This is a genomic window from Nonlabens sp. Asnod2-A12, assembly GCF_045063745.1.
In the GTDB taxonomy this organism is placed as follows: domain Bacteria; phylum Bacteroidota; class Bacteroidia; order Flavobacteriales; family Flavobacteriaceae; genus Nonlabens; species Nonlabens xylanidelens.
In genome coordinates this window covers 2,368,557-2,383,830 of the sequence record NZ_JBEFOB010000003.1, presented here as the reverse complement: position 1 = coordinate 2,383,830, position 15,274 = coordinate 2,368,557, and the positions used below count along the sequence as shown (strand labels likewise).

Sequence of the window (15,274 nt, the reverse complement as noted above, 5' to 3'; positions counted from 1 at the left end):
TGTGTGTTTCGCTTTCGCGAAAGCGTAATCTACTTACATCTTTACCGTAAGAACAGGCACCACAGAGTGATTTGCAATATCTTCACTTATACTTCCTTGAAAGAAATGAGAAAGTCCAGTCCTACCATGTGTAGGGATAGCAATCACGTCTGCAGCAGATAATGATGCATAATTCATAACACCTTTTTCTACCGTGTGGTCTGCATATCGGTTTACTGTTTTAATAGCCGCAACAGGATCAGGGTGTTTTACCTCACTAAAGAAATTAAGTAAAGTCTCGTCCATTTGAGATGTGCTCTTAAAGTTTTTACCTGGTAAATTGATATATAAGAAGTCAATACGCGCGTTAAGCATAGTAGCTGCTTCTATAATTCTATGGTATGCACCTACGGTTTCTAGATGAAAATCGCTAGCGTACAAAATACGCTCTGGAGCAAAATTGATATCATTATCCTTAACCACTAGAACCGGCACTTCTGAAGATCGTACTACCTTCTCTGCATTACTACCTTTTAAGATCTCTGTCATGCCATTTGCACCGTTACTTCCCATAACGATAAGCGATGCGTCTATCTCTTTGGCAAAGTCATTCATACTACCAAAATCAAGATGCTGTTTTAAAACCGTATCATATTCTACATTTTCTAGAAATGGACGGTCTAAAAATTCTTCAAATTTTTTACCTATCAGTCTGCTATAGAAAACAACCTCCTCTGCAGTGTTAGGCTCTTTATTTAAACCATTTTCTACGCCTGCCATGTGGGTAAGAACAATTTTTGCTTTGATACGTTTTGCAATAGTTACTCCTACTTCAAGAGCTTTATTTGATGTACTAGAGAAATCTACAGGAATAAGGATGGTTTTCATAAGAATACTTTTTAAAAATTTGATATGTCAAAAGTAATCCAGTAGACCATTTGCAAACGGTGACTTTTATCAGTGTTTAAAAAAAGGTGCAGATTTTTAATTTCACTTTACTCAATTACAACCCTTCGCCCTTGTTGAACGGATAACGAGCGAGGACACTTTTGCTGGCAGGGGAATAACTTTAATTATTAATTAATAGACACTTCAATACATTTAAAGCACTGCTCATAATATTGTGGTACCCAATTTTTTATTTCTAATGATAAACCTTTGTTTCTATCGCATTGTGAAATGAAAAGAAAAGATCTCATCACCTCCCCTTTTTGATCATGCTTATAGGACAACTCACAAATCTTAGTACTATCCAATAGAAGAACCTTCCCTCTGTTTATTTTAGAGGATATTATTTTCTTGGAAAATTCGTTTTTCAATATAAGGATCGTATCATTAGGAATAGGTTTAGAAATGTCTTTACCTACCCCTTCATTATAGATTTTAAATTTATATCCATTAGTTAGTGTTTCATCATCGGTATTTGATAAAAAAGTATTGATTTTGTAATTTAAATTAGACTCTTCAATTTCATTACAAGCCGAAAAACAAAGATTCAGAAAAAACAGAACTATTAAAATTTTAATTTTCATCTATGTTTGACATTTAATACATCTGTACTGACATCGCATTTGCAAAATTAACCCAACAATAGGAAATATTCTCAACTAGCTCTAGTACTCACCTCTAACGAGTAGCAACAAAGTGATAAACCTATTAATGATTTTATCTTTTAACTACTAATAGATGCTGGCTACCAGCTAAAGCAACTAATAAATTTAAATATAGTATTAAAATGCGATAACTACCCACCGGTATCAATCAGTGAAATGAATATTACAAAAATACTCGCCTTACTAAATCAACATAAAAGTGAGGCTTACTATATAAAAAGATAAAAGAAGTATTAAAGTAAATCGAAAAGATAAGAAACATGTCATTAAAAGACAAAAAAAAGCCTCGTAATCAAAAGATTACGAGGCTTACAAGTACTCGAGACGGGACTTGAACCCGTACGGGCATTACTACCCATTGGATTTTAAGTCCAACGTGTCTACCAATTCCACCACTCGAGCGATTGTGTCAGCGACACATCATTGGTATTTAAAATCTATTTAAGAACAAATTTTAGAGCGAAAGACGAGATTTGAACTCGCGACCTCCACCTTGGCAAGGTGATGCTCTACCCCTGAGCTACTTTCGCAAAATTGAAAAACTCAGTTGCTTTTCAAAGCGGTTGCAAATTTAACAACTTTCTTTATTCTACAAAGAAAAAAACGAAAAATTATTGATTTACTTTCTCTTTTTTTACAAGCATGCGTTTTATCTCATTCAATTTCATGAGTGCTTCTACTGGTGTTAAGGTGTTTATGTCCACTTGAAGGATTTCTTGTTTGATGTTTTCTAGCAGAGGATCGTCTAGATTAAAGAAGCTTAATTGCATTTCTTCTTCTTGTAAATCCTTCATCGCCTCTTTAGAGTCTTCTTGTTTGTGCGTTTTTTCTAGTCTTTTGAGGATTTTATTAGCTTTAGAAATCACTTGTTGGGGCATTCCCGCCATTTTTGCAACATGGATACCAAAACTATGATGACTACCTCCAGCGACTAGTTTGCGCATAAATAATACCTTATCCTTAAGCTCTTTTACCTCAACATTAAAGTTTTTAATACGTTCAAATTGCGAGGTCATCTCGTTAAGCTCGTGATAATGTGTTGCAAAAAGTGTTTTAGGACTAGAAGGATGCTCATGTAAATATTCTGTAATAGCCCATGCTATAGATATACCGTCATATGTACTTGTACCACGACCTATCTCATCGAGCAACACAAGACTCTTCTCGCTTATGTTATTCAAGATGCTTGCACTCTCATTCATCTCTGTCATGAAAGTAGATTCTCCTTGAGATATATTATCACTTGCACCTACTCTTGTAAAAATCTTGTCAACGATTCCCATTTTCACCTCTTGGGCAGGAACAAAGCTACCTATTTGAGCAAGCAGTACAATTAATGCCGTCTGTCTTAAAATGGCACTTTTACCACTCATGTTAGGCCCAGTAATCATGATTATTTGTTGGCTATCCCTATCTAGTTGTACATCGTTAGGGATGTATGGCTCATCTGCAGGGAGCATTTTTTCTATTACAGGATGACGACCATTTTTTATAATCAAGTCATCGTTATCCAGTAATTCTGGACGCACATAATTTGATTTAACTGCATGAGATGCAAAAGAAATAAGACAATCTAGTTGTCCAATTAATTGAGAGTTCGTTTGAATAGTTTTTATAGAAGGAAGTATCTCTCTTACTACTTTATCAAAAAGCTCTTGCTGTAATGCATTGATGCGTTCTTCGGCACCTAATATTTTACCCTCATATTCTTTAAGTTCTTCAGTAATGTAACGCTCTGCATTTACCAGTGTCTGTTTTCTAGTCCATTCTTCTGGTACTTTATCTTTATGTGTGTTTCTTACTTCTATGTAATATCCAAAAACATTATTGCTAGAAATTTTAAGGCTTGTAATTCCTGTTTCTTCAGCATGTCTGGCTAGCATATTATCAAGGTAATCCTTTCCTGAAGTTGCAAGACCACGCAACTCATCTAACTCTGCATGATAACCTTGAGCAATCGTATTACCTTTTAAAATATTTACAGGAGCCTGCTCATCAATAGCTTGCTTAAATAAATCTATTAAATGTACACAAGGGTTTAAACTCTCTCCTATGATATTAAGAGCTTTATTATTTGAGCTAATCGCCTTTTCTTTTACTGGTATTATAGCTTCTAAACTGTTTTTGAGTTGCACTATTTCTCTTGGACAAATCTTACCAACAGCAACTTTAGAAATCAATCGTTCTAAATCGCTCATGCGTTTTAGATATGATTTAATCTCTTCTTGTTGCTCTTGTGATTTAGTAAAAAACTCTACGACCTCATGACGTTTCTTAATTTGAGAAGCATCTTTTAATGGAAAAGCCATCCATCTTTTGAGCATGCGACCACCCATAGCTGTTGTAGTCTGGTCTATGATATCTATTAAAGTAACTGCGCCCTGACTGAGTGGTGTATAAAGTTCTAGATTGCGAACCGTAAAACGATCCATCCACACAAAATTGTCGTCTTCTATACGAGAGATGTTTGATACATGGTCTAGTTTATCATGTTGTGTCTCTTCTAGATAATGCAGTATAGACCCAGCAGATATTAATGCTTGATCTAATTTCTCTACTCCAAAACCTTTCAAAGAATTTACCTTAAAATGTTTAAGCAAAGATTCTTTTGCAAAATCTATTTGAAAAACCCAGTCGTCTAAGTGGAAGAATGGTAAATCATATGGAAACTCTATTGCTAGTTCTTTTTTATCATTACGAGTGACTAAAAGCTCGCTAGGGTTAAAATTTTGCAATAACTTATCCACTTCTTCTTTAGAGCCTTGAGACACAAGAAATTCTCCTGTAGAAATATCTAGAAAGGCTACTCCATATAAGTTCTTACTTACCGAAAGAGCCGCGAGAAAGTTATTTGTTTTTGAGCTAAGAACCTCATCATTAAGTGATACTCCAGGAGTAATTAACTCTGTAACCCCACGTTTTACAATACTTTTAGTCTGTTTAGGGTCTTCTAGTTGATCACAAATAGCAACGCGTTCACCTGCTTTTACCAGTTTAGGCAAATAAGTATTTAACGAGTGATGTGGAAAACCAGCTAACTCTATCTGGTCGCCACCATTATTACGGCTAGTGAGTACGATGTTAACAATGCGTGCTGTTTTGATAGCATCTTCACCGAAGGTTTCATAAAAATCTCCAACTCTAAATAACAATAAGGCATCAGGATATTTAGTCTTGATCTTATTATACTGCTGCATTAAAGGCGTTACCTTCTTTGATTTAGTGGCCAAATTTGATACTTTTTTATGAATGTCAAAAGTACGATTTAGCCACTGTCATCAATCCTAAACCAAAGAACTTTTTTCAACAGTACATTATACTCTTACAAAAGTTCTTTAGTAGAAATAATTTAATTATTAGGTAATTGTTTGATATCTATAGGTCCATTAGGACTTACCACATATACCTTAGGATGCGGTGTTTTAACAGGAGCAGGTTTCGGATCTGGTTTCTTTTCAACAGGTTTGAGAGTGTATTGTAGACTTAAATCCATACCTAATTGTATTACTGGTTTTGTAATTGCAGCATTTACAACAATATCATACCCATTATACGGTATAGGATCATAGTAATAAGAAGTAGGTTTTCTCACCTTAGTCACGCTCTTTTGATTCTTTAAGGACTCCATACTTACATTTTCGGCAGCGAGGTAGCTTTTATAAAAATCCTTAGGTGTATGGTAGTATTTTTTATCGGCCATCATGACGTTGTAATTCTTCATTTCAAAACCTAATTTCTCATAATACGCTTTCTTCTTAGCCACCTCAACAAGTAGTTTATTTTGTAAATCTTCATAAACTGCCTCTAGATTCTTTACGTAATAATCCACCTTAACCAGGTTATAAACTTCAGCTTTACCACAGGCAGTGAGGATTTTTTGAAAATCAGTATCTTTTCTATAACTGATTAATAAATTTTGCTGGAGTTCAAAACCTACAGGAACTTCTGTGTAGGTTTTAGAAAATAGTTTTTTAGTCACTTCTATTTCATACTGCGGTACAAAGGAAATCATATCAAGTGCAAACTGTCCTTGAAAACCTTTTTGCGTCAGTTCTTTCTTAATCAACTCAATTTTATCATTCATAAGTTGCGTCGTCTCCTCGGCAGTTTTACCCACTTGGATTATGTTAAACACAGCCGTATAATCTGTTGCATCAACATTATATAGCGATCTTAGATTAATACTCAACACGTTAGTAGGTCTCAATGGTGTGTATGCTTCTGCATAGGCTTTTCTATAAACAGCACCATTTCCCATACTGGTCGCAATGTTTGCTCTTGATATGGACAGGTCTTCTGCCTGATTTTGAAAATCACCCATATGCTGAGCACTGATTATTAACGCAGTAAGCATTAAAACTGTAGTGAAGATCTTTTTCATTTTGACTTGATTTTGAATCAAATCTATCAGTATAAAAAACCTTTATATAGTTAGAATGAGGGAAACCGCAGTTTGAATGAGGGAAAATAGATAGTTGGTGAGTCAGCTTTCGCGAAAGCGGTAAAAACACCATCTATACTGCCCAAAACGAACATTTTAACGAGGTGCATATATTTTTTAATGACTAAGTTTACACCATAATGAGACAGCTATTTACTTTACTAATTGTGTTATTGAGCCTTCAAACACTGATGGCACAAAACACTGGATTTAAAACATCGAGGAATCTAGAAACCACGATGACTCTAGAAGGACGTGTTCTTAATGAAGACGGAACGCCTATTTCTGGAGCAAATGTAGAAGGTAAAATGGGCCGCTATGCCACTACAAATGGGATGGGCTATTTTAAACTACCTGCAAATATGGGAGAAGAAATAGTGATAAGAGGTCTTGATTTTGAAACCGTTTATTACCGCATTAGATCTAATGAAGATATAGAAATACGCGTTCAAAATCCTGAACAAGACACTCAAAAACTAAGTACTCTGTCTTATAAAATCGCCATGGATAGCGCACAATTTTATTTGAAAAAAGACGCTCAAAAAACTGCCGATTTCCTTATCGCAGCACTGTCTAACAACCCTAAATCATTATCTACAACACAAGAAAGTGCTGCCTATGAAAAGCTAGGTGATCTTTATACGTTTAATAAACAGTACGATCTTGCTATAGATAATTATACGCAAGCTGAAGCACTAGAGAAATCGTTTAAAATCACAATTAAAAAAGCAGACGCCCTGCGATTAAATGGTAATTATCAAGAAGCTATTACTGCCTATAAAATTAATCCTAATAAAAAAGCTGGTGCTCTTACTACTACAGATCAACTAGCAAGACTTAATGGTCTGGCAGATGCTTATTCAAAAACAAACAACGAGACTAAAGCACTAGAAACCTACAAGGAAGCGCTATCGATAGCTGCACTAGCTAATAGAAAGAGCGAAATGACTAGCATCAACACAAATATTGCTAGTATTTATAATTCTCTAGGTGAACTGGACGACGCAGAGTCCTATTACAACACAGCTATTAAAGAATCTAAAAAAGAGAGCCCCAAGGCAAATGTGGTCACACAATCTCAAACTGCAGATTTCTACAATAGCAATGCACAATTTGACAAAGAAATAGCACTGCGTAAAAACAACATACAACTTCTAGACGAAATAGCCGCTGACAAAAAAAGGGTAAAAGGAAAACCAGAAAGTATTACAACAGACCATAAAGAAGGTTTTTTAAACAGCCCTAAAGCCATGGCCGAATCAGAAAGTGTCTCTAGTGAATATGACATAGAAGAAATAGCCATGGATAGTCCAGTAGAAACTACCTCAATTGCTCCTGTGACAGAAAACACTAATTTAGGACTGACCAAGCAAAAAGAACAACTTAAAATAGCTGAGGCTTTAAAATCTCAAAATAAAATTAGTGAAGCAATTTCCTTTTTTGAAGCTAGTCTAGAAGAAGCAACAGTTAATAATGACCTTGCCATCAAGAAAGACGCGGCAAAAAGTCTTTATGAATTGAATAAAAAAGCTGGGAATACTAAAAAAGCTCTCTCTTATAATGAACTATACATCAATACCGTAGATGCGCTTTATTTAGAAAAGGAAAATGAACTGGAAGAAACGGCTAGAAAAGCAAAAGAGCTGGTTTCAAAACAGACTAGAATTCTAACCTTAGAAAAAGATCGCGAGCTAACTGAGAATAAAATAGCATTGATCAACACAGAGCGAGAACTGACTCAAGAGATGAACCAGCGACAGCGCTGGATTATTTATTCTCTAGTGGCTCTAAGCCTGCTATTACTTACCCTGGCTTATTTTATGTACCGCAATAACAAGCAGCAAAAAATCAACAACCACTTACTAGCCTTAAAGTCATTGCGCAGTCAGATGAATCCGCATTTTATATTCAATGCACTGAATTCTGTGAACAACTACATTGCTCAAAACGACGAGCGTGCTGCAAACAAATACCTAGCAGATTTCTCTAAATTGATGCGTAGCGTTCTTGAAAATAGCGAGTTAGATTTTATACCGCTAGAAAAAGAAATAGATCTTTTAGGGTTGTACTTGAAACTGGAGCACGAGCGATTTAAAGATAAGTTTGATTTTAAGCTAGACATTGATCTTGCTATAAAAGAAGCTCATTTGCAAGTGCCTCCTATGTTGTTGCAACCTATAATTGAAAATGCCGTGTGGCATGGATTGCGTTATAAAAACGAAAAAGGCTATTTAAATGTTGCTTTCGCGAAAGCAGAAAAAGGAATCAAAGTCACCATAACCGATAATGGAATAGGTAGAGAACAGTCTAAGGCTATTAAAACCGAACATCAAAAAAAGCGCGATTCTAAAGGATTGGGTAATATCAAAAACCGTGTCGCTTTATTGAATGAATTACATGATTGTGAGATTGATATAAAAGTAAGCGATGCTGGATTGAGTCCAGATGTTGGGACTACCGTTGTTGTGAATTTTAAAAATTAAATTATGCTGAAAAATATTTTTATCATACTAGTTTTTTTATCACCTACTGGAATCTTTGCGCAAAACATCAAGCAAATCAATACAGATTTGAAACTTACAGATTCTCTTTCTTATAATCGAGAAATACGCGTTTATCAAGATCAAGGAATAACTAACTACACTTCTGTTTTTAGGATCTACAAAGATTCCATCGAATGGAAAGTAGAGTTTTTTGAACATTTTGCTAAAGTCCGCCCACAAGATACCTTGAAAATTAAAAAAAGAGATTTGAAATCTAAGAATGATAAAGAATTTGTCTTTGAAAATTTAATAAGAAGCTACGCTCTTGAATTGCCTGACATGGAAAGAATCGAATGGAAATTAGAATCAAGAAAAGAAGTTGTTAAACAAATAGACACTTCAAGAAGAGGTGAAATCTTAATATTTTACTGGACGCCTATCTCAAAAATGAGTACAACGGACGGAGAATCGTTTATTGTTCAAGTAAAAACTTATAACGGCACAAATACCTTTAGTTATGGAAATCCAGATCTATATCTAAAAAGATATCCAAACGTCGATGAGTTAATTTACATGTGTGAAATACTCGATATCATTAGAACTGAATTCAACATCTGGAAAAAAGAAGATTAAAATCATGAAAGGGATAGAAGACAAAATACATGAAGAGATCAAAAGCTTATCCCAATCTGGAGATACGCTAGCCGAGGAAGGGAAATATGATGAAGCACTTACAGAATACTGGAATGCTTTTAATTTAATTCCTGAACCTAAAAATGAATGGAAAGCTACTACCTGGGTTTTGGCAGCCATAGGAGACGCTAACTTTCTCGGAAAAGATTACGAGGCAGGAATAGATAATTTGAGCAATGCTATGTACTGTCCCGATGCTATAGGAAATCCCTTTTTACACTTGAGATTAGGACAATGCTTATTTGAAATGGAATTCTTAGACCAGGCGGCCGACGAATTAATACGTGCTTATGCTCTAGAAGGAGAAGAACTTTTTTCTGAAGACGACCCAAAATATCTTGATTTTTTAAGAACTAGAATTGAATCATCTAAGTAAACTAAAATCTATGAAACTAACCGCCATAATAGTAGAAGACGAGAAAATCTCTAGAGACATTTTAAAAAATTACATTTCAAAATATTGTCCGCAAGTAGAGGTTCTTAATGAGGCCACTAATGTAGAAGAGGCGTTTACTTTACTTGAAAAAACAGAGGTAGACTTAGTTTTTCTAGATGTAGAAATGCCTTATGGAACTGCGTTTGATCTTCTTGATAAATTACCTAACCGTACTTTTGAGACGGTTTTTGTAACCGCTTATGATCAGTATGCAAAAGATGCGCTTAATCAACAGGCGGCTTATTACCTGACTAAACCTATTGACATAGATGAATTGATAAAAGCGACTGAAATAGTAAGCGCTATTAAAGAACGTGAAAATGAAGTCAATGTAGATTTGAGTATTAAAGAAGAGAACACATCACAGCTTACTGATAAAATTACTATCCCTACCCAAGAAGGTTTTGAGGTATTGCCTATAAAGGATATTATCTATTGCACTGCAGATGATAATTATACTCATATCTTCTTAGAAAACGACAAGAAGCTAGTCTCTAAGACCTTAAAACATTTTGATGATATGTTATCTAATAAAGGTTTTGCACGCATTCATAAATCGCATTTGATTAACGTATCTCATGTAACAGCTTATAAAAAAGGTAAAGGTGGCAGTGTGATGTTAGGTGATAAAGAACTACCTGTAAGCCCGAGTAAAAAATTAGCTTTATTTGAGTACTTCTCTTAAAAGTCCAGTAATTGAACCTCGCGATTTGCTATTTCTTGAGTTAATGCATCTAGCACATCTGTCTTTAAATTAGAATAAAGTAAGTGTTTACCAGGCGCTGTATTCCGGTTAATTAAGTTTTGAGACTTTAATATATTTAAAGTCTGTCTTGCTACCGCCGCACCGGAGTCTATAATACGCACACGAGCAGGAAGCAGCTCTTGCAGCATTTCTTTTATATACGGATAGTGACTACAGCCTAGGACTAGATAATCGATACCTGAGATCATAAACGGCTCTGTAATACTTATAAGGAGATCCTGCATCTCTTCACTATCTGTCTTACCAGCTTCTATTAATTCTACAATACCAGTCCCAACTATTTCTATGGTATTTACATCTTGTGTAAATTCTTTTTGAGTTTTATTGAACAACTCACTGGAAAGTGTTCCTCTAGTCGCTAGAATTCCTATTTTCTTAGTATCACTTTTAAGTGCAGCAGGCTTTATAGCCGGTTCTATACCTATAAAAGGCACGTCGTAATTTGCTCTTAAATAAGATATAGCATTAGTAGTAGCTGTATTGCATGGTATAGCTATCAGTTTGCAATTTTGACTTAAAAGATATTCTGTGTTTTTAATACAAAGCTCAATGATTTGTTGCTTTGACTTGCGTCCATAGGGTGCATATTTAGAGTCGGCAAGATATATGGTATTCTCATGTGGTAATAACTCTATCACCTCTTTCCACACACTCGTGCCACCTACTCCAGAATCAAAAAAACCTATCGGGCGATCATTCATATGGTAAAAATAGAAAATTCTAGTCTAGATAATTGATTTTAGTCTCGCTTTCGCGAAAGCGGAACCATCAAAATCTAATGGCAGCCACAATCACCATCACCACAACTAGACGAATTGAATCTTTTAGGGAAAATAGATTTTCTAAATAACCAGAGAATAGCAACAACAGCTATTACAAATACAGATATAGTTTGAAATATTTCCATTACTTGAGAAATTGATAAGCTCCTAAAGCTGCAAAATAAGCCGCAGCAGTCATGAAGAAAAATTGAATTGCTGGCCATTTCCAGCTATTGGTTTCTCGTTTTACTATAGCTAGCGTGCTCATACATTGCATGGCAAACGCATAAAATAGCAATAGAGAAATACCACTAGCAAAGTTAAATAAAGGCCCACCTAGAATAGGATTAGTTTCTGCAGCCATGCGGTTTTTAATCGTTTGCTCTTCTTCTCCATCGCTTTCTACACTATAAATAGTAGCTAGTGTACCTACAAAAACCTCACGTGCTGCAAACGAGCTTACTATGGCTATTCCTATCTTCCAGTCGTACCCTAGTGGTCTTACGGCTGGTTCTATTCCTTTACCTATGTAACCTATAAAACTGTACTCTAATTCATGAGAGGCGATCTTTTGATCCATTTCTTGATCACTTAAGTTCTGTCCAGCATATTGTTCCTTTACAATAGCCTCTGCATTATTAAATTGTTCTCCTAAACCATAACTAGCAAGAATCCATAGCACAACAGATATAGCCATGATTATCTTACCTGCTCCTACTACAAAGCTTTTGGTCTTCTCAATTACCGTTATAGCTACGTTTTTAAACATAGGTAGCTTATAAGCTGGCATTTCCATAACAAAAAATGTTTTGCGCTTAATAGGTAGTATTTTATTTAATACCCATGCAGAAAATATAGAAGCAGCAAAACCTAATAAATACAGCAACATAAGTGTAAGTCCCTGCATATTAAAGGCACCACCCAGTATGCGTTGATCTGGAATTACTAGAGATATGATAATTAAATAAACTGGTAATCTAGCAGAGCAGGTTGTAAACGGCACTACTAGTATAGTTATTAAACGCTCTTTCCAATCTTCTATGTTTCTAGTTGCCATTACTGCTGGTATCGCACAAGCTACTCCAGAGACTAACGGCACCACACTTTTACCACTAAGGCCAAATCGTTTCATGATATGATCCATAAGAAAGACCACACGACTCATATAACCGCTTTCTTCTAGAATGGCTATAAAGAGAAATAAAAAGGCTATTTGCGGTATAAATATGACTATCCCACCTAGACCTGGTATGATACCTTCTGACAGTAAATCTGTGAGTGGTCCTGCTGGAAGCAAGTTATTAACCCAAGTGCTCATACTAGCAAATGCTGCATCTATCCAGTCCATAGGATAAGTACTCCAGTCATAAATGGCCTGAAAAATCACAAATAGAATTACAAAAAAGATCAAGTAACCCCACACTTTATGTAATAGAATGCGATCTAATCTTGTTCTTATATCCTTAGCATTTGCCGCGTCAACGGTAAGTACCTTTTTAAGTAAACCATTAATAAATTGATAACGCACCACGGTTTCTTTGTGTTGCATTTTCTTTAAGTCGGCCTCGGACTTAATATCAAATTTATGTTGTTTCAGGTCGTCTAGTTCTCTATTACGGTCTAGTTTACCAAAGTTGACATCTTGTGTAATTACTAACCACAGTTTATAAACCTGCTGGTTAGGATATGTTTTTTTTAGTGTATCAAAATAAGGTACATCTATTACAGATGCGTTTACGCAAGGTTGAGAGGTGAGTTGTTTATAACTTGCTATCGCATCTTTAAGATCTTTTATCCCTTCGTTTTTACGAGCACTAACTAGAACCACTTTAGTATTAAGCTCTTCTTCCATGAGCTCGATATCTAGAGAAATCGCCTTACGCTTCATACGGTCTGCCATGTTAATGACTAGTATGGTAGGGATTTCTAAATCTTTAATTTGTGTAAAGACTAGTAAATTACGTTTTAGGTTTTCAATATCAGACACCACTACGGCGACATCTGGAAAATCTTTAGAATTTTTATTAAGTAAAGTTTCTATAACTATACTCTCGTCTAAAGATGTGGTATTAAGGCTATACGTCCCTGGAAGATCTAGAATATGTGCTTTAAGACCACGATCTAGTTTGCAGATTCCTTCTTTCTTTTCTACCGTTATACCAGGATAGTTTCCTACCTGTTGATTAAGACCAGTAAGTCTATTAAAAAGAGAGGTTTTCCCAGTATTGGGATTACCTATTAACGATACATTAATTGACTTACCCATGAATTTCTACACTAATTTTAAGCGCTGTTTCTCTTCTTATCGCAAGATGAGTACCATTAATATCTAGATATATAGGGTCTTTAAAAGGTGCAGACTGCATCATAGTAACACGATTACCTGGCAGGCATCCCATTTCTAATAATTTTAACGGCACGTCTATTTCATCAAACTGTTTGATTATAGCCGTCTCTCCTCTTTTTAAATGTGCGATAGTAATACCCAACTCTTATTTAGAATAAATTTGAATAAGCAAAAATAAGCTAACGCAGTGGTTTGTTAAAATTTATGTTGTTAAAGATGTGGGAAGGTTGCTTTCATATCGCTTTCGCGAAAGCGGAAGAAATAAAAGTAACAATCACCTAAGAAATTTTTCACAGAATTAAAATACTCTAATTAAAGATCTATTTATTATTCTGTTGCTCAAACCCTTCATCTATTAAATGATTTGATTTATTCAAAGCAGCATTTACCGCCAGCGCATCACAACGTTCATTAATAGGGTGGTCATTATGCCCTTTTACCCATTGCATTTTAGGTTGTGTACGATTGTAGACTTTTAAGAAACGTTTCCATAAGTCTGGATTCTTCACATTTTTCCATTTGCGTTTTATCCAGCCTGCCATCCAGTTTTTATTGATAGCATCACTTACATAACGACTGTCTGTAAAAACAGTGATAGCTACTTTATGATCTGGTTTTATCTTTTCTAGCGCCTCAATCACAGCAAGAAGTTCCATACGATTGTTAGTGGTCTTGCGATATCCTTGAGAAAATTCTTTTTTAAAATTCTTTCCTACGGCTATCATCACTATTCCATAACCTCCTGGTCCTGGATTACCACGAGAAGATCCATCTGTATATATATGTACCTGATCCATTATTTAAGTAATTCCTCTATAGTCTTAGCAAAGTGCTCTTGTTCTAACTTATGAATTTTTGCTGCAAGATCATCGGCAGTATCGTTTTGAGAAATACGACAAGTTGCTTGCTTTATTATGGCGCCTTCGTCATAATTTTCATTCACATAATGGATGGTTATCCCACTTTCTTGCTCTTTATTTTCAATAATTGCACGGTGTACATTCATGCCATACATGCCTTTACCGCCGTAATTAGGTAATAAAGCAGGGTGAATGTTAATAATTTTATTTGGAAATAATTTTACGAGACTTTCTGGGATTTTCCACAAAAAGCCTGCTAACACTAGTAAATCAGGCATTTCTGCCTTTAAAAGAGTTTCTACTGTTCCCGCTTTCGCGAAAGCAGATCTATTAAAACTCATCGCAGGAACACCAAATTTACTCGCTCTTTCTAAGACAAATGCTTGAGGTTTATTAGACAAAACTAAAGAAACCTGAACAGAATCCACCTCTTTAAAATGATCCATAATAGACTGAGCATTAGTACCATTACCACTAGCAAGGATTATTATTTTTTTCATAAATTTATTTGGCAGGCTTGTTGCAAAGCCAGTGATGAGTTAGTTATTATTATTAAAATAAATGAAATTGCAAGTTAACTCAAATGACTAAAACATGGTATTAACCCAAAGTTTGTTATTTTTGCGATTCATTTAAAATTAAAATTAGATTATTATGTCAGACATTGCATCAAGAGTAAAAGCGATTATCGTAGACAAATTAGGTGTTGACGAAAACGAAGTTGTAACAGAAGCAAGCTTCACAAACGACTTAGGCGCAGACTCACTAGATACAGTTGAGTTGATCATGGAATTCGAAAAAGAATTTGATATCCAGATCCCAGATGACCAAGCTGAAAACATAGCTACAGTAGGTCAAGCTGTTTCATACATAGAAGAAGCAAAAGCGTAATTTA

General features: G+C 35.2%; 15 protein-coding genes and 2 tRNA genes. 5 read left to right on the top strand and 12 right to left on the bottom strand.

Annotated features, from left to right (window positions below):
* Positions 1–33 precede the first annotated feature (33 nt).
* The 6 genes from ACJJVJ_RS10920 to ACJJVJ_RS10895 form a co-directional block, all read right to left on the bottom strand.
* The gene (locus ACJJVJ_RS10920; protein ID WP_405370258.1) at positions 34–867 is read right to left on the bottom strand and encodes a universal stress protein; all 834 of its coding nucleotides are present in this window, start codon (positions 865–867) and stop codon (positions 34–36) included.
* Positions 868–1,055: 188 nt separating this feature from the next.
* A complete protein-coding gene (locus ACJJVJ_RS10915) occupies positions 1,056–1,511 on the bottom strand; it encodes a hypothetical protein (RefSeq protein ID WP_405370257.1) in 456 nt (151 codons plus the stop codon).
* 397 nt (positions 1,512–1,908) lie between these two features.
* Positions 1,909–1,994: transfer RNA gene (locus ACJJVJ_RS10910), tRNA-Leu, on the bottom strand.
* A 56-nt stretch (positions 1,995–2,050) separates the two neighbouring features.
* Positions 2,051–2,122 (bottom strand) — tRNA-Gly (locus tag ACJJVJ_RS10905).
* An 81-nt stretch (positions 2,123–2,203) separates the two neighbouring features.
* The gene (gene mutS, locus ACJJVJ_RS10900) at positions 2,204–4,822 is read right to left on the bottom strand and encodes a DNA mismatch repair protein MutS (RefSeq protein ID WP_405370255.1); all 2,619 of its coding nucleotides are present in this window, start codon (positions 4,820–4,822) and stop codon (positions 2,204–2,206) included.
* A 119-nt stretch (positions 4,823–4,941) separates the two neighbouring features.
* Positions 4,942–5,973 carry a hypothetical protein gene (locus ACJJVJ_RS10895; RefSeq protein ID WP_405370253.1) on the bottom strand — a complete coding sequence of 344 codons (1,032 nt, stop codon included), beginning with the start codon at positions 5,971–5,973 and terminating at the stop codon, positions 4,942–4,944.
* A gap of 200 nt (positions 5,974–6,173) precedes the next feature.
* Here ACJJVJ_RS10895 and ACJJVJ_RS10890 point away from each other — a divergent pair, with 200 nt between their 5' ends.
* The 4 genes from ACJJVJ_RS10890 to ACJJVJ_RS10875 are packed head-to-tail and all read left to right on the top strand — an operon-like array spanning position 6,174 to position 10,330.
* Positions 6,174–8,516 (top strand): histidine kinase, encoded by a 2,343-nt coding sequence (locus ACJJVJ_RS10890; protein WP_405370251.1) that lies wholly within the window; start codon positions 6,174–6,176, stop codon positions 8,514–8,516.
* Positions 8,517–8,519: 3 nt separating this feature from the next.
* Complete coding sequence (locus tag ACJJVJ_RS10885; RefSeq protein WP_405370249.1) at positions 8,520–9,149, top strand: hypothetical protein; 630 nt, start codon at positions 8,520–8,522, stop codon at positions 9,147–9,149.
* A gap of 4 nt (positions 9,150–9,153) precedes the next feature.
* Positions 9,154–9,585, top strand: coding sequence for a hypothetical protein (locus ACJJVJ_RS10880; protein WP_405370247.1), 432 nt, complete (start codon positions 9,154–9,156; stop codon positions 9,583–9,585).
* A gap of 10 nt (positions 9,586–9,595) precedes the next feature.
* On the top strand, positions 9,596–10,330 hold the full coding sequence (locus ACJJVJ_RS10875) for a LytR/AlgR family response regulator transcription factor (protein WP_405370246.1): 735 nt from the start codon (positions 9,596–9,598) through the stop codon (positions 10,328–10,330).
* Here ACJJVJ_RS10875 and murI read toward each other — a convergent pair.
* The 6 genes from murI to purN form a co-directional block, all read right to left on the bottom strand.
* The gene (murI, locus tag ACJJVJ_RS10870) at positions 10,327–11,112 is read right to left on the bottom strand and encodes a glutamate racemase (protein WP_405370245.1); all 786 of its coding nucleotides are present in this window, start codon (positions 11,110–11,112) and stop codon (positions 10,327–10,329) included. The two genes, ACJJVJ_RS10875 and murI, sit on opposite strands and share 4 nt — an antisense overlap.
* A gap of 74 nt (positions 11,113–11,186) precedes the next feature.
* The gene (locus ACJJVJ_RS10865) at positions 11,187–11,318 is read right to left on the bottom strand and encodes a FeoB-associated Cys-rich membrane protein (RefSeq protein WP_104514084.1); all 132 of its coding nucleotides are present in this window, start codon (positions 11,316–11,318) and stop codon (positions 11,187–11,189) included.
* Entirely contained in the window at positions 11,318–13,438 is a 2,121-nt protein-coding gene (feoB, locus tag ACJJVJ_RS10860) for a ferrous iron transport protein B (RefSeq protein ID WP_405370243.1), read from the bottom strand. Before feoB ends, ACJJVJ_RS10865 begins: the two co-directional genes overlap by 1 nt.
* Complete coding sequence (locus ACJJVJ_RS10855; RefSeq protein ID WP_104514086.1) at positions 13,431–13,661, bottom strand: FeoA family protein; 231 nt, start codon at positions 13,659–13,661, stop codon at positions 13,431–13,433. Before ACJJVJ_RS10855 ends, feoB begins: the two co-directional genes overlap by 8 nt.
* A gap of 178 nt (positions 13,662–13,839) precedes the next feature.
* Positions 13,840–14,316, bottom strand: a complete 477-nt coding sequence (gene rnhA, locus ACJJVJ_RS10850) for a ribonuclease HI (protein WP_405370241.1) — start codon at positions 14,314–14,316, stop codon at positions 13,840–13,842.
* Positions 14,316–14,879, bottom strand: coding sequence for a phosphoribosylglycinamide formyltransferase (gene purN, locus ACJJVJ_RS10845; protein WP_104514090.1), 564 nt, complete (start codon positions 14,877–14,879; stop codon positions 14,316–14,318). Before purN ends, rnhA begins: the two co-directional genes overlap by 1 nt.
* Positions 14,880–15,033: 154 nt before the next feature.
* On the opposite strand from purN, the gene ACJJVJ_RS10840 reads away from it, so the two are divergent.
* Positions 15,034–15,270 (top strand): acyl carrier protein, encoded by a 237-nt coding sequence (locus ACJJVJ_RS10840; RefSeq protein WP_015361896.1) that lies wholly within the window; start codon positions 15,034–15,036, stop codon positions 15,268–15,270.
* Positions 15,271–15,274 lie beyond the last annotated feature (4 nt).

Excerpts from the sequence above, each read along its gene's own strand:
- ACJJVJ_RS10920 (WP_405370258.1), bottom strand. The coding sequence starts at position 867 with ATGAAAACCATCCTTATTCCTGTAGATTTCTCTAGTACATCAAATAAA.
- ACJJVJ_RS10915 (WP_405370257.1), bottom strand. The coding sequence starts at position 1,511 with ATGAAAATTAAAATTTTAATAGTTCTGTTTTTTCTGAATCTTTGTTTT.
- ACJJVJ_RS10895 (WP_405370253.1), bottom strand. The coding sequence starts at position 5,973 with ATGAAAAAGATCTTCACTACAGTTTTAATGCTTACTGCGTTAATAATC.
- ACJJVJ_RS10890 (WP_405370251.1), top strand. The coding sequence starts at position 6,174 with ATGAGACAGCTATTTACTTTACTAATTGTGTTATTGAGCCTTCAAACA.
- ACJJVJ_RS10885 (WP_405370249.1), top strand. The coding sequence starts at position 8,520 with ATGCTGAAAAATATTTTTATCATACTAGTTTTTTTATCACCTACTGGA.
- ACJJVJ_RS10880 (WP_405370247.1), top strand. The coding sequence starts at position 9,154 with ATGAAAGGGATAGAAGACAAAATACATGAAGAGATCAAAAGCTTATCC.
- ACJJVJ_RS10875 (WP_405370246.1), top strand. The coding sequence starts at position 9,596 with ATGAAACTAACCGCCATAATAGTAGAAGACGAGAAAATCTCTAGAGAC.
- murI (WP_405370245.1), bottom strand. The coding sequence starts at position 11,112 with ATGAATGATCGCCCGATAGGTTTTTTTGATTCTGGAGTAGGTGGCACG.
- ACJJVJ_RS10865 (WP_104514084.1), bottom strand. The coding sequence starts at position 11,318 with ATGGAAATATTTCAAACTATATCTGTATTTGTAATAGCTGTTGTTGCT.
- feoB (WP_405370243.1), bottom strand. The coding sequence starts at position 13,438 with ATGGGTAAGTCAATTAATGTATCGTTAATAGGTAATCCCAATACTGGG.
- rnhA (WP_405370241.1), bottom strand. The coding sequence starts at position 14,316 with ATGGATCAGGTACATATATATACAGATGGATCTTCTCGTGGTAATCCA.
- purN (WP_104514090.1), bottom strand. The coding sequence starts at position 14,879 with ATGAAAAAAATAATAATCCTTGCTAGTGGTAATGGTACTAATGCTCAG.
- ACJJVJ_RS10840 (WP_015361896.1), top strand. The coding sequence starts at position 15,034 with ATGTCAGACATTGCATCAAGAGTAAAAGCGATTATCGTAGACAAATTA.